This window comes from Curtobacterium salicis (assembly GCF_011759505.1).
GTDB classification, from domain to species: Bacteria; Actinomycetota; Actinomycetes; order Actinomycetales; family Microbacteriaceae; genus Curtobacterium; species Curtobacterium salicis.
This window is the reverse complement of record NZ_JAAOYO010000002.1, coordinates 112666-135509: the sequence shown is the minus strand read 5'-3', so window position 1 is coordinate 135509 and position 22844 is coordinate 112666. Positions and strand designations below refer to the sequence as shown.

At 72.9% G+C, this 22844-nt stretch carries 21 protein-coding genes and 1 tRNA gene; 18 read left to right on the top strand and 4 right to left on the bottom strand.

From position 1 onward, the window contains the following. The first annotated feature begins 63 nt into the window (after positions 1-63). Positions 64-603: a hypothetical protein gene (locus E9228_RS05000; RefSeq protein WP_166779517.1), complete on the top strand. Its 540-nt coding sequence runs from the start codon at positions 64-66 to the stop codon at positions 601-603. Between the two features lie 85 nt (positions 604-688). On the opposite strand, the gene E9228_RS04995 is transcribed toward E9228_RS05000, so the two are convergent. After that, the gene (locus tag E9228_RS04995) at positions 689-976 is read right to left on the bottom strand and encodes a DUF4031 domain-containing protein (protein WP_166779516.1); all 288 of its coding nucleotides are present in this window, start codon (positions 974-976) and stop codon (positions 689-691) included. A 176-nt stretch (positions 977-1152) separates the two neighbouring features. On the opposite strand from E9228_RS04995, the gene rplU reads away from it, so the two are divergent. The 15 genes from rplU to E9228_RS04920 all read left to right on the top strand — a co-directional run bounded on the left by rplU (position 1153) and on the right by E9228_RS04920 (position 17405). Then, positions 1153-1461 (top strand): 50S ribosomal protein L21, encoded by a 309-nt coding sequence (gene rplU, locus E9228_RS04990; protein WP_111052511.1) that lies wholly within the window; start codon positions 1153-1155, stop codon positions 1459-1461. 13 nt (positions 1462-1474) lie between these two features. Next, positions 1475-1726, top strand: coding sequence for a 50S ribosomal protein L27 (rpmA, locus tag E9228_RS04985; protein ID WP_110903977.1), 252 nt, complete (start codon positions 1475-1477; stop codon positions 1724-1726). 86 nt (positions 1727-1812) lie between these two features. Further along, entirely contained in the window at positions 1813-3357 is a 1545-nt protein-coding gene (gene obgE / locus E9228_RS04980; protein ID WP_166779515.1) for a GTPase ObgE, read from the top strand. A 4-nt stretch (positions 3358-3361) separates the two neighbouring features. Beyond that, the gene (gene proB, locus E9228_RS04975; RefSeq protein WP_425248366.1) at positions 3362-4180 is read left to right on the top strand and encodes a glutamate 5-kinase; all 819 of its coding nucleotides are present in this window, start codon (positions 3362-3364) and stop codon (positions 4178-4180) included. A 68-nt stretch (positions 4181-4248) separates the two neighbouring features. Then, positions 4249-5529 carry a glutamate-5-semialdehyde dehydrogenase gene (locus tag E9228_RS04970; protein WP_166779514.1) on the top strand — a complete coding sequence of 427 codons (1281 nt, stop codon included), beginning with the start codon at positions 4249-4251 and terminating at the stop codon, positions 5527-5529. Positions 5530-5570: 41 nt separating this feature from the next. Further along, positions 5571-5771 (top strand): hypothetical protein, encoded by a 201-nt coding sequence (locus E9228_RS04965; RefSeq protein ID WP_110903974.1) that lies wholly within the window; start codon positions 5571-5573, stop codon positions 5769-5771. An 11-nt stretch (positions 5772-5782) separates the two neighbouring features. Beyond that, a complete protein-coding gene (gene nadD, locus E9228_RS04960; protein ID WP_166779513.1) occupies positions 5783-6382 on the top strand; it encodes a nicotinate-nucleotide adenylyltransferase in 600 nt (199 codons plus the stop codon). Next, positions 6379-8001 carry a hypothetical protein gene (locus E9228_RS04955; RefSeq protein ID WP_166779512.1) on the top strand — a complete coding sequence of 541 codons (1623 nt, stop codon included), beginning with the start codon at positions 6379-6381 and terminating at the stop codon, positions 7999-8001. Before nadD ends, E9228_RS04955 begins: the two co-directional genes overlap by 4 nt. A 124-nt stretch (positions 8002-8125) precedes the next feature. Continuing rightward, entirely contained in the window at positions 8126-8518 is a 393-nt protein-coding gene (gene rsfS, locus E9228_RS04950) for a ribosome silencing factor (protein ID WP_166779511.1), read from the top strand. A gap of 141 nt (positions 8519-8659) precedes the next feature. Next, positions 8660-8732: transfer RNA gene (locus E9228_RS04945), tRNA-Ala, on the top strand. Positions 8733-8826: 94 nt separating this feature from the next. After that, positions 8827-9765 (top strand): aldose 1-epimerase family protein, encoded by a 939-nt coding sequence (locus E9228_RS04940; protein ID WP_166779510.1) that lies wholly within the window; start codon positions 8827-8829, stop codon positions 9763-9765. Next, entirely contained in the window at positions 9744-11306 is a 1563-nt protein-coding gene (locus tag E9228_RS04935) for an anthranilate synthase component I family protein (RefSeq protein WP_166779509.1), read from the top strand. The genes E9228_RS04940 and E9228_RS04935 overlap by 22 nt, the downstream gene beginning before the upstream one ends. Positions 11307-11384: 78 nt before the next feature. Beyond that, positions 11385-12245 carry a hypothetical protein gene (locus tag E9228_RS04930; RefSeq protein ID WP_252727772.1) on the top strand — a complete coding sequence of 287 codons (861 nt, stop codon included), beginning with the start codon at positions 11385-11387 and terminating at the stop codon, positions 12243-12245. Positions 12246-12325: 80 nt separating this feature from the next. Next, the gene (locus tag E9228_RS04925; protein ID WP_341849772.1) at positions 12326-13960 is read left to right on the top strand and encodes a DNA polymerase Y family protein; all 1635 of its coding nucleotides are present in this window, start codon (positions 12326-12328) and stop codon (positions 13958-13960) included. Positions 13961-13973: 13 nt separating this feature from the next. Further along, positions 13974-17405, top strand: coding sequence for an error-prone DNA polymerase (locus tag E9228_RS04920; RefSeq protein ID WP_166779508.1), 3432 nt, complete (start codon positions 13974-13976; stop codon positions 17403-17405). Between the two features lie 121 nt (positions 17406-17526). Here E9228_RS04920 and E9228_RS04915 read toward each other — a convergent pair whose 3' ends face one another. Together E9228_RS04915 and E9228_RS04910 are read right to left on the bottom strand one after the other, a co-directional pair. Then, positions 17527-19047: an ATP-binding protein gene (locus tag E9228_RS04915; RefSeq protein ID WP_166779507.1), complete on the bottom strand. Its 1521-nt coding sequence runs from the start codon at positions 19045-19047 to the stop codon at positions 17527-17529. Between the two features lie 7 nt (positions 19048-19054). Further along, on the bottom strand, positions 19055-19732 hold the full coding sequence (locus tag E9228_RS04910) for a response regulator transcription factor (RefSeq protein WP_110903965.1): 678 nt from the start codon (positions 19730-19732) through the stop codon (positions 19055-19057). Between the two features lie 206 nt (positions 19733-19938). Between E9228_RS04910 and E9228_RS04905 the strand changes: the two genes are divergently transcribed. Then, on the top strand, positions 19939-20256 hold the full coding sequence (locus E9228_RS04905; protein ID WP_166779506.1) for a hypothetical protein: 318 nt from the start codon (positions 19939-19941) through the stop codon (positions 20254-20256). A 108-nt stretch (positions 20257-20364) separates the two neighbouring features. On the opposite strand, the gene E9228_RS04900 is transcribed toward E9228_RS04905, so the two are convergent. Continuing rightward, positions 20365-21426, bottom strand: coding sequence for an aromatic acid exporter family protein (locus tag E9228_RS04900; protein WP_166779505.1), 1062 nt, complete (start codon positions 21424-21426; stop codon positions 20365-20367). A 79-nt stretch (positions 21427-21505) separates the two neighbouring features. On the opposite strand from E9228_RS04900, the gene E9228_RS04895 reads away from it, so the two are divergent. Then, positions 21506-22747 carry a phosphotransferase gene (locus E9228_RS04895; RefSeq protein WP_166779504.1) on the top strand — a complete coding sequence of 414 codons (1242 nt, stop codon included), beginning with the start codon at positions 21506-21508 and terminating at the stop codon, positions 22745-22747. Positions 22748-22844 lie beyond the last annotated feature (97 nt).

Below are 22844 nucleotides of genomic sequence, written 5' to 3'. Positions count from 1 at the left end.
CGTGGTCCCGTACCGGGCCACGACCGGCCCGGACCCGGCTGGGGAGCGGTACCGCCGCGTGCGGTGCCCCTGCCGGGCCCGTCCGGGTCCGGCCCGGGCCGCGTGCCCGTCGTCGCGCCCGGTGTCTCCACCCTCGCCACGACCGGCGCGGCCATCACGGTGGTCAGCGTCGTCCTGGTCGAGTTCCTGGCGGGCCTGGTCGGGCTGCTCGGCACGAGCACGATCGTCCGGCCCTTCCGCAGCCACGGCGGCACGAGTCTCGTCGAGGCCTTCGTGCAGACGGTCTTCGTCGCGCGCTTCCCGTACCACCTGGCAGCGTTCCTGGTGCTCGCGTTCCTGGTGCCGGTCGTGCCGCGTGCACCGCTGCCCGTCGTGCTCCTGCGTGCCGTCCTGGCGGGCGCAGCGGGCACCGTGGCACTCGCCCTGGTCGGGATCGCCACCGGCGCGTACGAGGCCGCGCGGCAGGGTTCCCTCGGGCTGGGTCTCGGCCGGCTGCTCGTCGACGTCGTCACCACGCCGCTGCAGCTCGGACTGCCGATGACCCTGATGCTGGTCGGGTCGGCGACGGCCGCGTGGCTGTGGCTCGGACGACACCCGCGCTGACGCCCCGCGACACCCGCGCTGACGCCCCGCGACACGCCGGAGACGGTCCGACCGGTGTCCGGCCCGAGGCCCGTCCGGGCGACGGTCAGCCGTGCGCGCGCGGCACCTTCCGCTTGTCACGCTGGGGGACCCGCAACCCGCTGGCGATGAGGCGCAGGACGAGCTCACGCCCGGTCACCGGCGCTGCGCCGGAGGCCACGAGCTCGGCGTACCGGGACTGCGGGACGTCGTAGTGGTCGTGGTCGAACGCACGGCGCGGCACACCGGCGCGGTCAGCGAACGCGTGCAGCTCGTCGTAGGATGAGTCACTGACCAGGTGTGACCAGAGCGTGTCGTGCGCGGGCCAGGCCGGGGGATCGATCAGCACGGTCATCCCTCGATGGTACGCGTGTCGGCGTTTGACCCGCCTGGTCGGATCGAGTATTCTCGATCCCTGGTGTCAGCGGGCCGTTCTGCCTGCGTCGCCGATCGTCCCGGGGCAACCCAGGGCGCTCGCGCAGAAGTGGGCACCCGAGACTTCCCTCAAGCAGAGTTACGTAAGGATTCCACGTGGTTTACGCAGTAGTGCGCGCCGGCGGCCGTCAGGAGAAGGTCGAGGTCGGCTCGATCATCACCATCGACCGCATCAAGGCCGACGACAATGGCAACATCGACCTCGCGCCGGTGCTCCTCGTGGACGGGGACAAGATCACCTCCGCCGCGGCCGAGCTCGCGAACGTGACGGTCACCGCAGAGGTCCTGGCCGACCTCCGCGGCCCGAAGGTCGTCATCCAGAAGTTCAAGAACAAGACCGGTTACAAGAAGCGCCAGGGCTTCCGCGCGGACCTCACGCGCGTCAAGGTCACCAAGATCGCATAGGCGGGAGACAGACATGGCACACAAGAAGGGTGCGAGTTCCACTCGCAACGGTCGCGACTCCAACGCTCAGCGCCTCGGCGTCAAGCGCTTCGGTGGCGAGGTCGTCAACGCCGGTGAGATCATCATCCGCCAGCGCGGCACGCACTTCCACCCGGGCGCCAACGTCGGCCGCGGTGGCGACGACACGCTGTTCGCCCTCTCGGCCGGTGCGGTCGAGTTCGGCACCAAGGGTGGCCGCAAGGTCATCAACATCGTCAACGCGTAGTCGCTGACGACGAGCTTCACCGGGAGGGGCAGGCCGCGCGCCTGCTCCTCCCTTGCTTTTCCCCGGAACAACAACAGGAGTGACCCATGGCGACGTTCGTCGACCGCGTGACGCTGCACCTCTCAGCAGGCAACGGCGGCAACGGCTGTGTGTCCGTCCGTCGCGAGAAGTTCAAGCCCCTCGCGGGCCCCGACGGTGGCAACGGCGGTGACGGGGGCGACATCGTGCTCGTCTCCGACCCGCAGGTCACCACCCTCCTCGGCTACCACCGGTCGCCGCACCGCTCCAGCCGCAACGGCCAGCCCGGCATGGGCGACCACCGCAGCGGCGTGAGCGGCGACACGCTCGAACTCCCGGTGCCCGTCGGCACGGTCGTGTACGACGAGAACGGCGACGTGCTGGCGGACCTCACCGAGCCGGGCATCCGCGTCGTCGTGGGCCCCGGCGGCCAGGGCGGACTCGGCAACGCCGCGCTCGCCACCACGAAGCGCAAGGCCCCCGGCTTCGCGCTCCTCGGCACCGACGGCTGGAGCGGTGACGTCAGCCTCGAGCTGAAGACCATCGCCGACATCGCCCTGGTCGGGTACCCGAGCGCCGGCAAGTCCTCGCTGATCGCGGCGATCTCCGCCGCCAAGCCGAAGATCGCCGACTACCCGTTCACCACGCTGACCCCGAACCTCGGCGTCGTCGAGTCCGGCAGCACGCGCTTCACCGTCGCCGACGTCCCCGGTCTGATCGAGGGTGCGTCCGAGGGCAAGGGGCTCGGCCTCGAGTTCCTCCGGCACGTCGAGCGGTGCGAGGCCCTGCTGCACGTGATCGACTGCGCCACGCTCGACAACGGTCGCGACCCGATCAGCGACCTCGACGTGATCCTCCACGAACTCGAGCAGTACCCGGTCCCCGAGGGCCAGGTCCCGCTGCTCGAGCGCCCGCAGCTCATCGCGCTCAACAAGATCGACGTCCCGGACGCCGCCGAGCTCGCCGCGTTCGTGACCGCGGAGTTCGAATCCCGCGGCTACCGTGTCTTCCCGATCTCCACCGCGTCGCACCAGGGTCTGCGCGAGCTGACGTTCGCTCTGGCCGACGTCGTCGAGCGGGCCCGCACCGAGCGTGCCGCCGAGCCCGCGGTCGAGCGCATCGTGCTCCGCCCGAAGGCCGTCGACGAGAAGCCCTTCACGGTCCGTGCCGAGGGCGGCGAGGAGCACCGCTTCTACCGCGTCCGCGGCGCGAAGCCGGAGCGCTGGGTGCAGCAGACCGACTTCACCAACGAAGAGGCGATCGGCTACCTGGCCGACCGGCTCGCCAAGCTCGGTGTCGAGGACGGTCTGTTCAAGGCCGGAGCCGTCGCCGGGTCCACCGTGGTCATCGGTGGCGAGGGCGGCATGATCTTCGACTGGGAGCCGACCCTGACCTCCACCGCGGAGCTCATCACGAGCGCCCGTGGCACGGACTCCCGACTCGACCTCAACGCCCGCCCGACGCGCAACGAGCGTCGTTCGGACTACTTCGAGCGGATGGACGCGAAGGCCGCCGCACGTGCCGAGCTCGAGCAGGAGCGCATCGCCGGCCTGTGGTCGGACGACGACACCGCGTCCGAGCCCGTCGAGCAGACGACGTCCGAGCGCGACTGAGCACGTGCCCGGACCGAACAGCGTGCCCGTCCCGAACGCCGTCGTCGAGCGCGCGGACATCCCGCGTGCCCGCCGCATCGTCGTGAAGGTCGGGTCCTCGTCGGTCAGCGGCGACAACGCGTCGCAGATCGGGCCGCTCGTCGACGCCCTGGTCCGCGCCTACCGGCGTGGGACCGAGGTCGTCCTGGTGTCCTCCGGTGCGATCGCCACCGGGTTCCCGTTCCTCGGGCTCGAGGGACGTCCGGAGGACCTCGCGACGCAGCAGGCCGCAGCGGCGACCGGGCAGGCCGTGCTGGTCTTCCGGTACCAGAAGGAACTCGACCGGCACGGGGTCACGGCCGCGCAGGTGCTCCTCACCGCGGGTGACCTGCAGAACCCGACGCACCGGGTGAACGCCCGGCGGGCGATGAACCGTCTGCTCGAACTCCGGGTGCTGCCGATCGTCAACGAGAACGACACGGTCGCCACGCACGAGATCCGGTTCGGTGACAACGACCGGCTCGCGGCGCTCGTCGCCCGGCAGGTCGAGGCGGACGCCCTGGTGCTGCTCTCCGACGTCGAGGCCCTGTACACGAAGCCGCCGGAGCAGCCCGGCGCCACCCGCATCGACGAGGTCCCGTTCGGCGACGAGCTCGCCGGGGTCACCTTCGGGTCGATCGGCGCGGCCGGTGTCGGCACCGGCGGCGCCGGCACGAAGGTCGCCGCCGCCCGTCTCGCGGCCGAGGCAGGCACCGCCGTGCTCGTCACGGCCACGTCCCTGGTCGAGCGTGCGCTCGGCGGGGAGCACGTCGGCACCTGGTTCCGGGCCGCACCCCGCGCCTGACGGCCGGCGACCGTCGGACGGGAGGCACGCCTCCCGTCCCGGACGGACCGCTGACCTAGGATCGGGTCATGTCGCTCACCGCTCCCGCGCAGAACTCCGTCGGCACGTCCCTCGTCGAGACGCTGACCGCTGCCCGGGCAGCCGCGACGGTGCTGGCGACCACGACGACGGTGCGGAAGGACGCCGCGCTCCGGGCGATCGCCCTCGAGCTGCGCGCCGGCACGGCGGAGATCGTCACCGCGAACCACGAGGACCTGGTCGCGGGAGAGGCCAGCGGGCTGACCTCTGGCCTGCTGGACCGACTGCGGCTCGACGTCGACCGGGTGGACGCGCTGGCGGACGCGGTCGAACACGTGGTGGGCCTGACGGACCCGGTGGGGGAGCACGTCCGTGGCTCGGTCCTGCCGAACGGGCTGCAGCTCGCGCAGGTCCGGGTGCCGTTCGGGGTCGTCGGGGCGATCTACGAGGCGCGCCCGAACGTCACGGTCGACATCGCCGCGCTGGCGCTGAAGTCCGGCAACGCCGTGGTCCTCCGCGGTGGGTCGGCGGCGCAGCGGACCAACGCGGTGCTCGTGCGCCGGATCCAGGACGCGATCGCCTCGGTCGGGCTGCCGCGCGACCTGGTGCAGACGATCGACCCGCTCGGACGCGCCGGTGCAACAGAACTCATGCGCGCCCGCGGCCTGGTCGACGTCCTCATCCCGCGGGGCAGCGCCTCGCTCATCCAGACCGTGGTCACCGAGTCGCAGGTGCCCGTCATCGAGACGGGTGCCGGCGTCGTGCACGTCTTCCTCGACGAGTCCGCCCCGGTCGACCGAGCCGTGGACATCGTCCTCAACAGCAAGGTCCAGCGGCCGAGCGTGTGCAACGCCCTCGAGACGCTGCTGGTCCACGAGCGGGCGGCCGAGCGACTCCTGCCGGTGCTCGCCGACCGTCTCCGGGCCGCCGGCGTGACGCTGCGCGGCGACGACGCCACCCGGACGATCGTCCCCGGGGTGCTGCGGGCGACCGAGGCCGACTGGGGGACCGAGTCGATGGACCTCGACCTGTCGATCCGCGTCGTCGCCGACGTCGATGCGGCGATGGCGCACATCGCCGAGTGGTCCACGCACCACACCGAGTCCATCGTCACGAACGACGTCGACACCGCCGAGCACTTCCTGGCGGGCGTCGACTCGGCCGTGGTGATGGTCAACGCGTCGACGCGCTTCACCGACGGCGGAGAGTTCGGGTTCGGCGCCGAGGTCGGCATCTCCACGCAGAAGCTGCACGCACGGGGCCCGATGGGGCTACCGGAACTCACGAGCACCAAGTGGCTCGTGCGCGGGCAGGGACACATCCGCGGCTAGGATGGTCCGGAGTCTTCCTCGATCGATCGGAGCACTGCCAGATGTCACTCCTCGCTGAAGCCGCAGAACACGCGGCCGGCGTCCCCGCGATCGTCTTCCCGATCGTCGCGGCCTGCGTCTTCACCCTCCTCGGCTTCGTCACGTGGAGCTTCCGCGACGTCGCCTACCGCCACTCGCACAAGTTCCAGGCCACCCGGCAGCACGAGACCGGTGTGGACGAGTTCGGCCACTCGAAGATCTGATCCGCCACCCGATGCTCGAGAGCACGGGTCGGCCGCGCATCGGGGTGATGGGCGGGACGTTCGACCCGATCCACCACGGTCACCTCGTGGCGGCGTCCGAGGTCGCGAAGCACTTCGACCTCGACGAGGTCGTGTTCGTACCGACCGGCCAGCCCTACATGAAGTCCGGCGTCACGGACGCCGAGCACCGGTACCTGATGACCGTGATCGCGACCGCGTCGAACCCGATGTTCACGGTCAGCCGCGTGGACATCGACCGCCCCGGCCCGACCTACACGGTGGACACCCTCCGCGACCTGCACGAGCAGCGGCCCGACGCGCAGCTCGTCTTCATCTCCGGAGCGGACGCGGTCCAGCAGATCGTCGAATGGAAGGACCACGACGGTCTGTGGGACCTGGCGCACTTCGTCGCCGTCACCCGACCCGGTCACCAGCTGAGCATCACCGGACTCCCAGAACGGGACGTTAGTGTTCTCGAGGTCCCCGCGCTGGCGATCTCCTCGACCGACTGCCGCGACCGGGTGCGGAGCGGGTCCCCCGTCTGGTACCTCGTGCCCGACGGCGTCGTCCAGTACATCTCGAAGCACCATCTGTATCGGAGCGTTGCATGAGTCCGTCCGACGCGCAGCCGCCGCTGTCGCGGCGCCAGATGCGTGAGCGCGAACGCGCCGCCTCTGGCGGTGCCCAGCCCGCGACGCCGCCGCCGACCGTCGTCGCCGCCTCGACCTCGCCGGAGGCGCGTCGTCGCCCCGGTTCGCACGTCGCGCCCGGTTCCGCCGCGGCCGCCCAGGCCGCACCGCGATCCGCGGGCACCGTCACCGGTGTGTCCGACGTGCCTCCCGCTTCTGCGACCGAGATCGTCCCCGGCACCGGCGGCATGTCCCGCCGGCAGCTCCGGCTGCTGCGCGAGGCCCAGCAGCAGGGTGGCCGTCCGGTCCCGCTGCAGAACCCGACACCGCAGTCGTCGGACCGCACCGTCCAGGACGTCCTGGGCACGCTGACGGACCCGGGCTCCGGGCCGGCTCCCGACGCCCAGGTCCCGCCGCTGTCGACCCCGGTCGAAGCCGCAGCCGCCGGCATCGGGGCGCAGTCCTCGTCGCTCGTGCCCCTCGGGTTCGACGGGCCGACGGACGACCGGTCCGACGCGGGCGATGACGCGACCCGTGACCCTGGCGTGGTCGCCGACGGCGCGGACGGCTCCGACGGAGACGAGCACACCGACGCTGCACAGGCTGCCACCGCGCAGGCCGGCGCCGAGCAGGCCGGCGCCGAGCAGACCGACGCCGTGCAGCCCGACGGGGACCGTGCTGGGGCGTCCGCTGACTCCGAGGACGACGAGTCCTCGCACTGGCAGGACCCGAACCCCGAGATCAGCCACCTCGAGCCCGCTGCCGTCGAGCAGGCCACCGCTGCCGACGGTTCGCCGGACGCCATCGAGCCCCTCGAGGAAGCCGCGGCGCACGGCGAGGAACCCCGCCAGCACCGCACCACGTGGGCGCCGCACGACGCGGACCCGGACGCCATCATGGCCGCGGACGACGACGTCGCCGCGCCGGCTGCCGAACTGCCCGCCGCAGCCCCGGGTGTGTTCCCGCTCGACCTCGACGACGACGACACGAACGAGGTCCCGGTCGTGGTGCCGGCGGACGCTCCCGTGTCGCGTCCGCAGTCCGCCACGCAGCCGGGATCGACTCCGCGTCCGACGTCCTCCGACGCGCCGCGCGAGCCGAAGCCCGTCACCACGGCCTTCCAGGCTCCGGCCGGCCACTGGTCGACGTTCGCGCACGACTCCAACGACGCCGAGGTGCACGACGAGGAGACCGGTTCGCGCCGCGTCGCCGAGTCACACACGAACGCGCTGATCCTGCCGAACTCGGCCCTGGCCGATCCGACCGGTGCGCTCAACGCCACCGGCGAGGTGATCCTCACCGGGTCGATCGACCTGCCGTCGTCGCTCTCGTCGACCGGGTCGCACCGGCCGATCGACGGCGCCGAGGTCGACCGCCTGCTCGAGCAGCACGACGAGCAGCCCGACACGGACGCCAGCCCGGTCCGCGCCAGCCGTGCGGTCTCGAGCCACACGTCGACCCGCCAGGTCGTGCTCGCCGCCGCCAAGCCGAAGGACTCGAAGACGCCGGTCGTGTTGGCCGTCGCCGCGAGTGCCGTCGGCGTGGTCGCTGCCGGCGTCATCGTCGTCGCGCTCGTCGCGACGAACTTCTTCGGCTCCTGACCGAGCCCGGGTCCCTGCGGGCGTCGCCCGCAGGGCCGACCCACGTGTCGGCGGTCTGGCCTATGATCGTGTCCCATCATGAACATCACGACGCCTCCGTCGGGATGACCACCGGAAGGAATCCGTGACCGCCTCCGCTCGCGCACTCGAACTCACGCAGATCGCCGCTCAAGCGGCCGACTCCAAGCAGGCCGAGGACCTCGTCGCCCTCGACGTCACCCGACCGCTCCAGCTCACGGACGTCTTCCTGCTCGCCACCGGCCGGAACGAGCGCAACGTGCTCGCCATCGCCGACGAGATCGAAGACCGTCTGCTCCAGGCCGGTGCGAAGCCGTTGCGTCGCGAAGGCCGGAGCGAAGGCCGCTGGGCACTCATCGACTTCGGGGACATCGTCGTGCACGTCTTCCACGAGGAAGAGCGTCAGTACTACTCCCTCGAGCGCCTCTGGTCGGACTGCCCGGTCATCCCGCTCGAGCTGCCGGCCGACCAGTCGCAGGCCGCCGAGCAGACGGCCTGACACCGGTCGCCAGCGCGACGCGCCCGGGTGGCGGGGACGATTTCGTCACCCGGTGTTGGCGTGGTGTACGCTGTACTGGTGCCTCCGGGGAACCGGGGGAACGGAGCAAGCCGGTCAGGTTCGCTTCGTCGTACATGTTCTGGGTCTGTGGCGCAGCTGGTAGCGCACCTGCATGGCATGCAGGGGGTCAGGGGTTCGAGTCCCCTCAGATCCACCCAGACGCTGAGCCCCGACACTCTTCGAGTGCCGGGGCTTTCGCCGTTCCGCGGTCGTGTCGGTCGTCCTCGGCCGCCCGATACGCTGAGCGCATGAGCAGCGCTGCGCCCCGGTCCGGAACCCAGACGTCCATCGCCTCCGGCGGGTACACCGCCGACATCGCGAGCGTGGGAGCGACCCTGCGGGCACTGCGGCACGACGGTCGGGACCTCATCACCACGTTCGACGCCGACGACGTCCGCCCGGTCTTCCGCGGCGCCGTCCTCGCCCCGTGGCCGAACCGCGTCGTCGACGGCCGGTACACCTTCGACGGCATCGAGCACGAGCTCGCGTTGACCGAGCCGAAGCGCTCCCACGCACTGCACGGTCTCGTGGCGTGGACCGACTTCGTCGTCGTCGAGCAGGACGCGGACCGGGTCGTCCTCACCACCACGGTGCAGCCGCAGGAGGGCTACCCCGCCCGCGTCGAGGTGCGGGTCGAGTACCGCCTGGACGCCGACGGCCTGCACACCACCATCACGGGCACGAACACCGGGGACGACCGCGCTCCATGGGGGACCGGACCGCACCCGTACCTCGTCGCCGGTGCCGGCACGGTCGACGACTGGACGCTGACGCTCCCCGCGGCCGAGGTGCTCGAGGTCACCGAGGACCGGCTCATCCCGACCGACCTGGTGCCGGTGCACGACGAGTTCGACCTCCGCCGACCGACGCCGATCGGCAGCCGGTTCATCGACCACGCCTTCACCGGGTTCGACCGCGACACCGACGGCATCGCGGCCATCACCGTCACCGCCGCGGACGGGCACGGCGTCCGCGTCGCCTTCGGCACGGACTGCGGGTGGGCGCAGGTGCACACCGCCGACCACGTCGTCCCCGAGTACCACCGCTCCGGCCTGGCCGTCGAGCCGATGACGTGCGCCCCGAACGCCTTCAACACCGATGCCTTCGCCGACGACGTCGATGCGGGCCTCGTCGTGCTCGAGCCCGGGGACGCGCACGCCGCCACATGGACGATCTCGGCGGTCTGAGCGTCACGCCGGACCGTCCCGCGGAGTCGCCGCGGATCGCGGTCCAGCGGCTCGCCGACGTGCCCGACCTCGGCGAGCTCGCCCGGGGCAGCACCGCGGACCTGGTGTGGCTGGACTCCGCGCTGCCCGCCGGGTCGCCGGCCGCAGCGTCCGTGCGCGCGGCGTGGTCGGTCCTCGCGGTGGCGGACGGACCCTTCGGTGCCCGGCTCCGGCACGAGGACCGGGTCGCCCACGTCACGGCGTCCGACGCCGCCGTCCGGTGGTTCGGCCCGGCCCGGACCGAGGACCGCCCGGCCTTCGCCGTCCTCGACGACCTGCTGCGACGCACCCCGACGCTCCACGAACCACTGCCGGGGTGCGCGTTCGCCCTCGGCTGGGTGGGGTTCCTCGGCTACGAACTCGGCCGTGAGGTCGACGGACCCGACCGGACCGCCGACGGACACGCCGACGCCGACCTCCGGTTCGTCGACCGCGCCGTCCTGGTCCGCGCCGACGGTTCCGCCTGGGCGGTCGCCCTCGTGGACGACGACGCGCCGGAGGCCTCCGGCGCGAACCGGGCGTGGCTGGCGGAGGTGCGCGCGTCGACGACGCAGGACGACGTCACGGCGGCACGCCCGCGCCTCCCGGCCAGCGGCGGGGCCGTCGGTGACGGGACCGGCACCCGTGCCGTCCGGGAGGCTCATGGGCGCGTCCGCCGCGCCGCCTACGAACACGCGGTGGACGCGTGCCGCCACGAGATCCGCGAGGGCAACGCGTTCCAGGTGTGCCTGACGACCGCCTTCGCCGTGCCGGACGCGTCGCCGAGCGGTGGGGACGACCGCCACCTGGCGGAGTACCGGCGGGTGCGCGCGGGTGACCCGGTCCCGTTCGGCGCCTACCTGCGCTGGGGTGACCTGCGGATCGCCAGCCGCTCACCCGAACGGTTCCTGCGGATCGACGCCGACGGGGGCGTCCTCGCCGAACCGATCAAGGGCACCCGTCCCCGCCACCCGGACCCGGTGACGGACGCCGCGACACGCGCGGAGCTCGCCGCCAGCGCGAAGGACCGTGCCGAGAACGTGATGATCGTCGACCTGCTGCGGAACGACCTGCTGCGGACGGCGCGCCCGGGCTCGGTGCACGTCGAGCGGCTCTGCGACGTCGAGACCTACGCCAGTGTGCACCAGCTGGTGTCGACGGTCGCCGGCGTGCTGCCGGGAGGCGCCTCCCGGGCCGCGGTGGTGCGCGCCGCGTTCCCACCGGGGTCGATGACCGGCGCGCCGAAGCGCAGCGCCACGGCGATCGCGGACCGTCTGGAAGGGGCACCGCGCGGGGTCTACTCGGGGGCGATCGGGTACTTCTCGGCGAGCGGTGCGGTCGATCTGTCGGTGGCGATCCGGACACTGGTGACGGTCCTCCGTCCGGACGGCGGTGTGCGGAGCCGGTCCCTCGGGGCCGGTGGTGCGGTGACGTGGTCCTCCACGGCGGCGGACGAGGCGGACGAGGTCGAGACGAAGACGCGGTCGGTGCTCGGCGGGATCGGTGCCGTGGCGCGCTGGTAGTCCGCCCTCCTGGTCACTCGAACGGGTGTTCGACCGGTTGTCCACCGGATGTCGGTGCTGGTTGACATGATCGAACACATGTTCGAATATGAGGGCATGCAGACGGCGGCGGCACTCCGGTCGCCCGATGAGCGTGGTGACCGCGGACGCGGGGACCGGGAGCACATCGGGCGGAACGGCGCTGCCCGGAACGCTGGTGCTGGTGCTGGTGCTGCCGGTGTCCGCGCTTCCGACCACGTCGGTGCCGCACGGGCGGCACTCGACCGGATCACCTCGCTGCGCTCCCGGGTCGCCGACATGGAAGCGACCCGCGTGGACACCGAGGGGCTGCCCACCGCCGATGCCCTCGCGCCGCTGCTGCCGGGTGGTGCCATCCGGGCCGGGGGGACCTACTCGGTGCCGGAGTCGGTGCTGCTCGCCCAGACCATGCTGCAGGCGGCCTCCGCGGCCGGAGCCTGGTGTGCCGTGGTCGGTGTGCCGTCCTTCGGCGTCGAAGCCGCAGCCGCGGCCGGCATCGACCTGGAACGACTCGTGCTGGTGCCGGACCCGGGCGACCAGTGGCTGGCGGTCACCGCGGCCCTCGCCGACGTCGCGCAGATCGTCCTCACCCGACCCCTGGGCCGCGTGGTGCCGGGTGACGTCGCCCGGCTCTCCGCACGCCTCCGGCAGCGCGGAGCCGCCCTCGTCGCGCTCGGGTCCTGGCCCGGAGCGGACGTCACCCTGCGGGTCACCGAGTCGCACTGGAGCGGCATCGGCCAGGGGCACGGGTACCTCACCGAACGCCGGGTGACCGTCACGGCGTCGGGCCGGGCCGGAGCCGTCCGACCGACCAGCACCGAGCTGCTGCTGCCCGCGGCGGACGGTTCGGTGCGCGCGGCGGTGCCGGTGGCGGCCTCGGCCGGCGGACGGGTCCTGCGCCCCGTGGCGGTGGCGTCGTGAGCCCCCGCGGACGTCGGGCGACGGCCTCGGGGCCGCGTGCTGGTGCCGTGCTGCCAGGAGCCGGATCGGCCGGGGCCCGGGTGGGGCTGCCGAACGCCGGGGTCGTCCGGGCCGACGCGCTCAGCCGGGGTGCCGGTCTGCCGGAGCCCCCACCGACCCGGACCATCGTGCTCTGGTGCCCGGACTGGCCCGTCATCGCGGCCGCCCGGGCTGCCGGTGCGCCGCCGGAACAGCCGTTCGCCCTCATCGCGAAGGGCCTGGTCTTCGCCAGTTCCGCCTCGGCGCGACAGGTCGGGGTGGTCCGCGGTCTGCGGGTCCGTGAAGCACAGGCGCGCTGCACCGACCTGGTCACGCAGCCGTACGACGACGCCCTCGACCACCGTGCCTTCGAACCGGTCATCCGCGCGATCGAAGCCGCGGCACCCGGGGTGGAGGTGCTGCGCCCGGGGACCATCGCGCTCCGTGCCCGCGGGCCGGCGCGCTACCACGGCGGGGAACGGGCGGCCGCGACGATCCTGGCCGGCATCGCCGCCGACCACGGCGCACCCGGCGTGCGAGCGGGTGTGGCGGACACCCCGTTCGCAGCGGAGCAGGCAGCCCGGGCACGGCCGACCCGACCGGGCGAGCGGGTCCGGATGGTGCCGGTCGGCCGATCGGGCTCGTTCCTCGCCCCGCTGCCCCTCGGGGTGCTCGGCGACCCCGACCTCGCGATGGTCCTCGGGCGTCTCGGCCTCACGACGCTCGGCGACTTCGCCGCACTCACCGACGAGCAGGTCCGCGACCGCTTCGGCGTGCCCGGGGCGTTCCTGCACCGACTCGCCGGTGGTCGGGATCCGCGGGAGGTCTCCGCGCGGGACGTCCCGCCCGACCTCGAGGTCCAGGCGTCCTTCGAGCCGCCCCTCGACCGGGCCGACCAGATCGCGTTCGCCTTCCGCCGTTCCGCCGACGAGTTCGCGGCGAAGCTCCGGGCGGCGGGGCTGGTCGCGACGACCATCCGCGTGGGCATCGTCGACGAGCGGGACGTCCTGCTCGAACGGGTCTGGGCGCACCCGCGGTGGTTCGACGCCGCGGACGTGGTGGACCGGGTGCGCTGGCAACTCGCGGGCGGGGTCGACCCGACCGGGCTCGAGGCCCCCGTGACCACGGTCGTGCTCGAGCCCGTCGCGGTGGACGACCTGGCGAACCACGAACGCGGCCTCTGGGGCTCCGGTCCGGACGAGCGGGTCCACCACGGGCTGGCCCGGGTGCAGGGCATGGTCGGACACGACGGGGTCGTCACACCCCGGATCGGTGGCGGGCGGACCCTGGCCGAGCGCATCGTGCTCGTGCCGTGGGGAGACACCCCCACCGGTGGCGAGCGCGCCCTGGCGGTGGTGCGGGACCGTCCGTGGCCGGGCAGGCTCCCCGGGCCGCCGCCGGCGACGGTCCTGGAACGTCCCCGGCCGGTGGACGTCGTGACGGCGGACGGTGGGTCCGTCGACGTCGACGACCGCGGCACCCTGACCGGGGAACCCGAGCGGTTCCGGTCCGAGGGCGACCGCGGGGGACGGTTCGCCCCCGTCACGGCGTGGGCGGGGCCGTGGCCGCTCGTCGTGCGCTGGTGGGAGTCCGGCGGACGACGGCTGCACCGCTTGCAGCTCGTGGACGCCGACGGGCGTGCCTGGTACCTGGTCCTCGCCGACCACCGCTGGTGGGCAGAGGCGATCGCGACGTGAAGGACGGTTCCTGATGGGGTACGACAACCCACCGATCCCGTGGTCGCAGTTCGAGCGTGCCCTCTCCGACAAGCGGAGTCCGGGCACGACTCCCGAGGGCGACGGCGGGGACAGCCCCGCGTGGTCCCGGAAGCGTGCGCCGTACCGGCCGGCGGACCTCGCAACACCGGACGCACCGCCGGCCGTCCCGTACGCCGAACTCCACGCGCACTCGACCTTCAGCTTCCTGGACGGGGCGAGCCCGCCGGAGCACCTGCTGGAGGAAGCCGCACGCCTGGGTCTCCGCGGACTGGCGATCACCGACCACGACGGCTTCTACGGGGCAGCACGGATGGCCGAGGTCGCCGAGACGTACCCGAGCATCACCACCGTCTACGGGGCCGAACTGTCCCTCGGGCTCACCGAGCCGCAGAACGGCGTGCCCGACCCCGAGGGCTCGCACCTGCTGCTCCTCGCCGACGGGCAGGACGGGTACCACCGGATGGCCGGCGCGGTGACGGCCGCGCACCTCGCCGCGGGCTCCGAGAAGGGACGTCCGCGGTACGACCTCGACGACCTCGCGGAACGCTCCGGCGGTCGGTGGCGGGTGCTCACCGGGTGTCGGAAGGGCAGCGTCCGCCAGGCCCTCGAGCGCGGCGGGGAGAGCGCGGCCGAGCACGCCCTCCGCGCGCTGCTGGACCGGTTCGGCACCGGCAACGTCGTCGTGGAGCTGTCCGACCACGGAGACCCGCTCGACAGTGCCCGGAACGACGTCCTCGCGGCCCTCGCCGACCGGTACGCGTTGCCCGTCGTGGCGACCGGCAACGTGCACTACGCCACCCCGGACCGGTTCCCGGTCGCGACCGCCCTCGCCGCCGTCCGCGCCCGCCGCAGTCTCGACGAGATCGACGGGTGGCTGCCCGCGGCCGACACCGCGCACCTCCGCTCCGGTGCCGAGATGGCACGGCGGTTCGCGCGGTGGCCCGGCGCGGTCGAGCGGAGCGTCGAGCTCGCCGACGAGCTCGGCTTCGCGTTGCGGACGGCGAAGCCCGGCCTGCCCGACCTCGACGTGCCCGACGGCCACACACCGATGAGCTGGTTGCGCGACCTCACCTGGCGCGGAGCCCGCCGCTTCTACCCCGGCGACGCCGACGGGGTGGACGCGCACAAGCGGGAGCGCATCGAACGCGAGCTGTCCGTGATCGAGGACAAGGGGTTCCCGGGGTACTTCCTCATCGTGCGCGACATGGTGCAGTTCGCCCGGAGCCGGGGGATCCTCTGCCAGGGTCGTGGGTCCGCGGCGAACTCGGCGGTCTGCTTCCTGCTCGAGATCACCGCGGTCGACTCGATCCGGTACGGACTGCCGTTCGAACGCTTCCTGTCGTCGATGCGCGACGAGGAGCCCGACATCGACGTCGACTTCGACTCCGACCGGCGGGAAGAGGTGATCCAGTACGTCTACGACAAGTACGGCCGGTTCAACGCCGCACAGGTCGCGAACGTCATCACCTACCGGCCGAAGGGCGCCGTGCGGGACATGGCGAAGGCACTCGGCCACAGCCCCGGACAGCAGGACGCCTGGTCGAAGCAGGTCGAGCGGTGGGGATCGGTCACCGAGAGCCAGGACCACGACATCCCGGAGCCCGTGGTCGACCTGGCCCAGCAGGTCCTCGGCTTCCCGCGGCACCTCGGCATCCACTCGGGCGGCATGGTCCTGACCGACCGGCCCGTGGGCGAGGTCGTGCCGATCGAGCACGCCCGGATGGACGGCCGGACCGTGCTGCAGTGGGACAAGGACGACTGCGCCTACATGGGGCTGGTGAAGTTCGACATGCTCGGGCTCGGCATGCTCGCCGCGCTGCAGTACTCGTTCGACCTGGCTGCCGACCACTGCGGGGAGCGGTGGGACATGCACTCCATCCCGAAAGAAGAGCAGGGCGTCTACGACCAGCTCTGCCGTGCGGACACGATCGGGGTCTTCCAGGTGGAGTCCCGCGCGCAGATGGGCACGCTGCCCCGGCTGCTGCCCCGCCGGTTCTACGACCTGGTCATCGAGGTCGCCCTGGTCCGTCCCGGGCCGATCCAAGGCGGCGCGGTCCACCCGTACATCCGTCGCCGGACCGGCGAGGAACCGGTGACCTACATGCACCCGGCCCTCGAACCGGTGCTGGAACGGACACTCGGCGTGCCGCTGTTCCAGGAGCAGCTCATGCAGATGGCGATCGCGGTCGGCAACTGTTCCGGGGACGACGCCGACCTGCTCCGCCGGGCGATGGGGTCCAAGCGCGGACTCGAGAAGATCGACCGGCTCCGGGACAAGCTCTACCGGGGCATGGCGGAGAACGGCATCCACGGCGAGGACGCGGACGCCATCTACGCCAAGATCCAGGCGTTCGCGAACTTCGGTTTCGCGGAGAGCCACTCGATCAGCTTCGCGCTCATCGTCTACGCCAGCGCGTGGATGCGGCTGCACTACCCGGGAGCGTTCCTGGCGGCACTGCTCCGGGCGCAGCCGATGGGCTTCTACTCACCGCAGACCCTCGTCGCCGATGCCCGGCGGCACGGTGTCCGCGTGCTGCGGCCGGACATCCTGCGGTCCGAGGTCGACGCGACCCTCGAGCCGACCGAGGACCCCGACCGTGCCGCCGGTCACGCCCCTGGTGGCCTGGGGGACGCGTGCCTCGAGACCGAGCAGCCGCCCGTGCTGCCCTTCGACCGGGACGCCGCGGACGACACCGCCGCCCACCGCCGGGACGGCGCGTTCGCCGTGCGGCTCGGGCTGGCCGAGGTCGCCTCGCTCGGACGACGCAGTGCCGAGCGCATCGTCGCCGAACGACGGACGAACGGGCCCTTCACGGACATGTCCGACCTGGCCCGGCGAGTCGGTCTGACCACGGCGCAGCTCGAGGCGCTCGCCGCCGCCGACGCCTTCGAGTCCCTGGGCATCGACCGCCGTGCCGGCATGTGGTCGGCGGCGCAGGCGGCGGCCGAGCGAGCCGATCAGCTGCCGGACACCCAGGTCGTCGTGCAGCCGCCGCTGTTCGGGCAGATGACGAGCGGGGACGTCCTGATCGCGGACATGTGGTCGACGGGCATGTCGACCGACGACCACCCGATGGGACACCTCCGTCCGGGGCTGTCCGACCGCGGGGTGCTCAGCGTCGAGGACACCCGGACGGCGGAGACCGGCCGGCGCGTCGAGGTCGGCGGGATCGTCACGCACCGGCAGCGCCCGGCGACGGCGTCGGGGATCACCTTCCTCAACGTCGAGGACGAGTCCGGGCTGGTGAACGTCATCTGCAGCGTCGGCGTGTGGGGGAGGTACCGGCGGGTGGCTCGGGAGTCGCCGGCGGTCGTCGTCCGGGGGATCCTCGAACGCTCACCGGACGGGGTGGTGAACCTGGTCGCGGACCGGATCGAGCACCTGCCGCTCGCGGTCCGGACCCGGTCGCGGGACTTCCAGTGAGCGGGACTCCCGATGACCCGACTCCCAGTGCCCGACTCCCGATGAGCCGACTCCCGATGAGCGGACTCGCGACGAGCCGACGCCCGACGCCGGGTGCCTGTCCCGACCTCCCCGTGCGTGGTCAGCGGGCCGGGCCCGGGTCCGTCCGTACCTCCGGGACGCGGATGGTGACCTCGAGCCCACCGGTCGGGACGTTGCGGAGGGTGGCCGAGCCTCCCGCCCGTTCCGCGACCGCACGGACGATCGCGAGTCCCAGGCCGGAGCCGCCCGGCATCGGGATGCCGCCGGAGGCCGCGACCGGGTCGCGTCGCGACGTGCGGGCCTCGTCGGGACGGGTGAACCGGTCGAACGCGACGGGGACGAACGACTCCGGGACGCCGGGGCCGTCGTCGGTGATCTGGAGCACACCCTCGCCGGGGGTGGTCCGCCAGGTGACCACGACGCTGCCGCCGCGGGGGAGTGCCGCGACCGCGTTGCCGGCGGTGTTCGTGACGAGCTGCGCCATGCCACCGGTGTCGAGTCGGTACTGCGGTTCCACCGTGCCGCCGCCGATGCCCGGGCCGGAGCCGCCGACGGCGACCGGCGGGTCGAGTTCGAAGTCCACCGTGACGTCCTTGGCGCTGGCGATGAGCCGGACGCGGTCGACGGCGGCCATCACCTCGTCGCCGAGGTCCGACCACGCCGTGGCGGTCTGGGGAGCGCCGTCCGCCGAACGCCGTTCCGACTCCTCGATCCGGGACAGCGTGAGCAGGTCGTTCGCGAGCCTGGAGAGCCGGGCGACGCTGTTCTTGGCGCGTTCGATGTGCGCGGCGAGGGCCTGGGCGTCGTCCCGGTCCAGGGACGCCAGGTCGAGCTGGGTGGTGAGGATCGCGAGCGGGGTGCGCAGCTCGTGGCTGGCGTCGGACACCATCTGGCGTTCGCGCTCGGTCGCCTGGCGGGTCCGGGCGAGGAAGGCGTTGAGGGTCGTCGCCAGGGACGCGAGTTCGTCCTGTGCGGGGCCGACCGGCAGTTCGGCGCGTTCCGGGGCGACGGAGAGCCGTTCGGCCTCGCGACGCATCCGGTTGACGGGGCGGAGTGCCGTGGTCGCGAGCACCCACGACGCGACGCCGAAGGCGACCAGGATCGCCAGCCCGGTGAAGGACAGGGTCGTGGTGAGGTCGTCGACCACGATCGCCTCGGCCTGCGAGTTGCGGGCGGCGACCACGGTCCAGCGTCCGGCCTGGTTCACCGGGTGCTCGATGACGACCCGGTACTGGGAACCGCCGACCTCGATCACCGAGGTGCCGGCCGGGGTGGTCCGGAGGCTGCCGAGTGCCTGCTCGAGTCGCCCGGGCATCGACGACAGGGTGATGTCGCCGGTGGGGGAGACGACGGCGACGAACTGGGCGTTGCCCGGCGGGGACAGGTTCGGGTCGCTGTCGACCTCGAGCGTGGCGACGTACGGGTCCGTGTCGGCGTCGAGCAGGGTCTCGGTGGCCCGCGCGACCACGCTGACCACCTGCAGGCGCATCACGAGCACGAGCAGGGCGATGACGACGGCCGCGATGACCGTGGAGCCGATGGTGATGCGCGAGCGCAGCGAGAGTGACCGCAGCGACCACCCGGTGCGCCGCCCGGGTGCTGCCCCGTCCGACCGCGTCACGCGGTCGTCACGCGCCGATGAGGTCGAGCCGGTAGCCGCGGCCGCGGACCGTGCTGATGGCGACGGTCGCCTCCTGCGCGACGAGCTTCTTCCGCAGGTACGAGATGTACTGCTCGACGACGTTCGGGTCGACGTGCTGCGAGCCGTCCCAGACCTCTTCGAGGATCTTCGGGCGGTCCACGACGGTACCGACCGACCGGGCGAGCAACCGCAGCAGCGCGAACTCGGTCGGGCTCATGGCGACCCGCTGGCCCTTGATCGAGACACGACGGGCTTCGGAGTCGATCGAGACGTCACCGACCTCGATGGTGCGCGGTGCCCCGACCGGCTCCCGGCGGCCGAGCGCCCGGAGTCGTGCGGTGAGTTCGGCGAAGGCGAACGGCTTGGTGAGGTAGTCGTCGGCGCCGGCGTCGAGTCCGAACACGCGGTCGTCGACGGCGTCGCGTGCGGTGACGAGCAGGATCCGGACCGGGTCCTCTCGTTCGCGGACGCGTCGAGCGAGCTCGAAGCCGGACATGCCGGGCATCATCACGTCGACCACGGCGATGTCGTAGGCCTGCTCGCCCAGGGCGATGAGCGCCTCCACGCCGTTCTCGACCGCGGTGACGCGGTACCCCTCTGCGGCGAGCCCGCGCTCCATGAGCGCGCGCATCTCGTCATCGTCCTCGACCACCAACAAGCGCATCTGGACCTCCCGCGACCCATCGTGGCACCGAACCGGGACCTGCGGGCGGATCGGCACCCGTGACGGCTGAACACCGTCACAGCAGACCGGCCCGGTGCTGCGCCCCGTGGACAGGTCGAGACCCGCCGGTACTGACCGACCCATCGCGTTGCTATGCTCCGGCCCGGACGCTGTACCCGACAGACCGTCCTGTACTTGGGGGCACCATGCACGACCCGGACCATCCGGAGATCGTCCGCCTGCGCGCCGAACTCGACTCCGCCTGGAAGGGCGTCGTCAGTCTCGGTCCGCTCGACGGACCACATCGCGACCGCGTCGTCGCGGACCTGCACACCGCCGTGCCGGACAGTGCGGGGCGCGCAGCGCGCACCGCCGGCCGGGAGGCGGTGGTCGCCGAGATCGATCGGTTCGCCGCCGTCGAGGTGGTCACCTCCGACCCGTCGTGGCCGGCGGCCGGGGTGTGGGCGGACGTCCTCGACGCGGCACGCCAGGCCGCGTGCGGCATGGAGGAACCGGTCCGCTGACCGGCGAGGCCCCAGCCGCCACGCTGCGCCTGGCCGTGCCTGGCCGTGCCTGGCCGTGCCTGGTCGTGCCTGGCTGCGCTGCGCCGTGCCGGTCCGACCGGGCCGCGCTCAGTCGTCCTCGCCGAGCAGCTCCTCGCGGACGCGCCGGACGTCCTCGAGCAGCGCTCCGATGAGCACCCAGTGTCGGGAGTTCGGCCGGACGACCGCGAGCGGCGCCGTCAGCGCGTGCTCGAGCTCCGGCTCCTCCGGACCCTCGGCGAGCTCGCCGGGGGTCAGCCGGGCCGACTCGACCTGCGCACCCAGACGCCGGACGTCGGCGCCGACACGCGCGACCTCGGTGGCGATCCGTCCGACCATCGGGTCGGCCCGGAGGTCCGGCGCAGTGTTGTCGCGGATCGCCCGGGTCATGCCGGTGACGCGCGTGACGAGGACGCGGAGGTGTTCGGCGACGGCGACGTCCCGCTGCAGGACCGTCCGGTGCCGGCCGCCGCGGGGGTTCATGGCGAGCGAGTCCTGCGCCGAGCCGAGTGCGGCCTCGGTCCGGCCGTGCTGCGCGCGGAGCGCCCGGGCCTGCCGGAGCGCCTGGTCCCACTGTTCGTGCTCCCACCCCTCGGTCAGTCCGACGGCGATGCGCTCGAACGCCGCAGCCGTGTCCCGTGCGAGCCGGGCGACGGCCAGGTGCGCCGGTCCGAGGAGCACCGGCGGCACGATGACGGCGTTCACCGCGAGGGCGACGACGGCACCGATCACGGTCTCCAGGATCCGGTCCGCCGAGTAGTTCGGGGTGACGACCCCCGCGGTGAGGACGAGCATGCCGCTGATGCCGACCTGGGTCGCCGAGGTCGGGGTGAGGCGCAGGGCCCAGGCGAGCAGGATCGCCAGGACGACGACGAGCAGGACGATCCACACCGCGTCGCCGAGCAGCAGGTGCACCCCGGTCGCCAGGACCACCCCGAGCAGGACCCCGGCGCTGCGTTCCAGGCCCTTCACGAACGACTGGTTGATGCTCGGCTGGACCACGAGCAGGGCGGCGATCGCGGCGAAGGTGGGGAACGGTCCGTGGATCAGGAGCTCGCACAGCAGCACCGCAGCGACCACCGCCACCGCGGTCTTCACGACCTGCAGGAACGGGGTGCGGCTCGAGCTGCGGAGGCGCCTGACCGGGTTCACCCCTCCACGCTAGCCAGGACCCGCACGCCGAGCCGGTCGGCAACGCGACGAATCCGCGGACACACGGTTGACTGTCGCCGTGTGGCCGAACCATGAGCGCGTCATCCCCGAGGCCTTCGCCGGCTCGGGGACCAGTGTCGTGGCCGCGCGCGCGCACTCGGTCGAACCGTCGGGCAACGGCTACCTGTACGGCTACGAGGTCGACACCGTCGACCGGAACGGCCAGCGCGCCACCGTCCTGACCTACGTCGACACCGGCGGGACGCACGACCAGAACAGCGCGATCGTCACCGACCCCGCGACGGGCGATCCGGTGTCGGTGTGGGCGTACCCGAACGACCCGGGTCTGCCGGTCCTGCCGCAGGTGACGTACCGGGACGCCGTCGCCGAACTGCTGACGACCCTCGGCATGCCGGTGACCGACCCGACGCTGACGGTCGCCGCGTACCGGCCGGGCAAGCGGGCCGTGGTCCGGGTCGACGCAGCCGAGCGCACCCTGTTCATCAAGATCGTCCGCCCGCACCGGGTCGCGCCGATCGTCCGCACCCACGAGCAGTTCGCCGCCGCCGGCCTGCCGGTGCCGCGCGTGCTGTCGAGCCGCGGCGACGGGCTGCTCGTCCTCGAACTGGTCCGGGGCGTCCCGGCCGGCAGTCGGATCGTGGAGATCGCCGACGACCCGCGCTTCGTCGCCTCGCTCGCCGCGCTCAGCGGTCGGATCGCGGCCGTCCCGATGACGCAGCAGGCCCGCGCCGACGCGATGGACCACGCCGACTGGCACCGTCGCACCCTGACGGCGGCACTGCCCGGCGACGCCGAGGAGATCGACCGCCTGTACGACGCGATCGGTCGCCGGTCGATCGGCTGGACGGCCGCGCAGAAGCAGGTGGTGCACGGCGACCTGCACCTCGAGCAGGTCTTCGTCGACGAGGACGAGCCGTGGCGCATCTCCGGCCTGCTCGACATCGACACCGCCGGGTGGGGCTACCCGGTCCGGGACGTCGGTGCGGTCGTCGCGCACCTCGTCGTCACCGGGTTGTGGCACCGCTCTCGGGGCGACGTCGAGCGTGGTGCGGCTGCCGAACGCCTCGCCGACGCCGTCGCCCGCGACTGGGCGGCCCGGAACCCGCAGGAGGCCGAGCGCCTCGGGCCGGCGATCGGTGCGCAGCTCCTCGCGCACGCGGGCGGGCAGGCGACCACCGGGTCGGCGAACGGGATCGCGACGGCGGAACAGCTGCTGGCGGCGACGCGGGCCGCACTGGCGGAACCGGCCCCGAGCCTCCCGTCCGGTGGTGGCCGACCGCGGTCGGCTCCGCGCGTCTAGATCGTGTCCGGTCCGTCGGGTCGCCTCCCGGCCGGGAGGCACGCCACGCGCGGGGTGTGGAGAGTCGCCTCCGTCGGTGGCTGGGGAGTAAACTGAG

Coding starts and splice junctions, on each gene's coding strand:
- E9228_RS04995 (WP_166779516.1), bottom strand. CDS start 976: ATGACCGTGCTGATCGATCCCCCGGCCTGGCCCGCGCACGACACGCTC.
- rpmA (WP_110903977.1), top strand. CDS start 1,475: ATGGCACACAAGAAGGGTGCGAGTTCCACTCGCAACGGTCGCGACTCC.
- obgE (WP_166779515.1), top strand. CDS start 1,813: ATGGCGACGTTCGTCGACCGCGTGACGCTGCACCTCTCAGCAGGCAAC.
- E9228_RS04970 (WP_166779514.1), top strand. CDS start 4,249: ATGTCGCTCACCGCTCCCGCGCAGAACTCCGTCGGCACGTCCCTCGTC.
- E9228_RS04965 (WP_110903974.1), top strand. CDS start 5,571: ATGTCACTCCTCGCTGAAGCCGCAGAACACGCGGCCGGCGTCCCCGCG.
- nadD (WP_166779513.1), top strand. CDS start 5,783: ATGCTCGAGAGCACGGGTCGGCCGCGCATCGGGGTGATGGGCGGGACG.
- E9228_RS04955 (WP_166779512.1), top strand. CDS start 6,379: ATGAGTCCGTCCGACGCGCAGCCGCCGCTGTCGCGGCGCCAGATGCGT.
- E9228_RS04940 (WP_166779510.1), top strand. CDS start 8,827: ATGAGCAGCGCTGCGCCCCGGTCCGGAACCCAGACGTCCATCGCCTCC.
- E9228_RS04935 (WP_166779509.1), top strand. CDS start 9,744: ATGGACGATCTCGGCGGTCTGAGCGTCACGCCGGACCGTCCCGCGGAG.
- E9228_RS04930 (WP_252727772.1), top strand. CDS start 11,385: ATGTTCGAATATGAGGGCATGCAGACGGCGGCGGCACTCCGGTCGCCC.
- E9228_RS04920 (WP_166779508.1), top strand. CDS start 13,974: ATGGGGTACGACAACCCACCGATCCCGTGGTCGCAGTTCGAGCGTGCC.
- E9228_RS04910 (WP_110903965.1), bottom strand. CDS start 19,732: ATGCGCTTGTTGGTGGTCGAGGACGATGACGAGATGCGCGCGCTCATG.
- E9228_RS04905 (WP_166779506.1), top strand. CDS start 19,939: ATGCACGACCCGGACCATCCGGAGATCGTCCGCCTGCGCGCCGAACTC.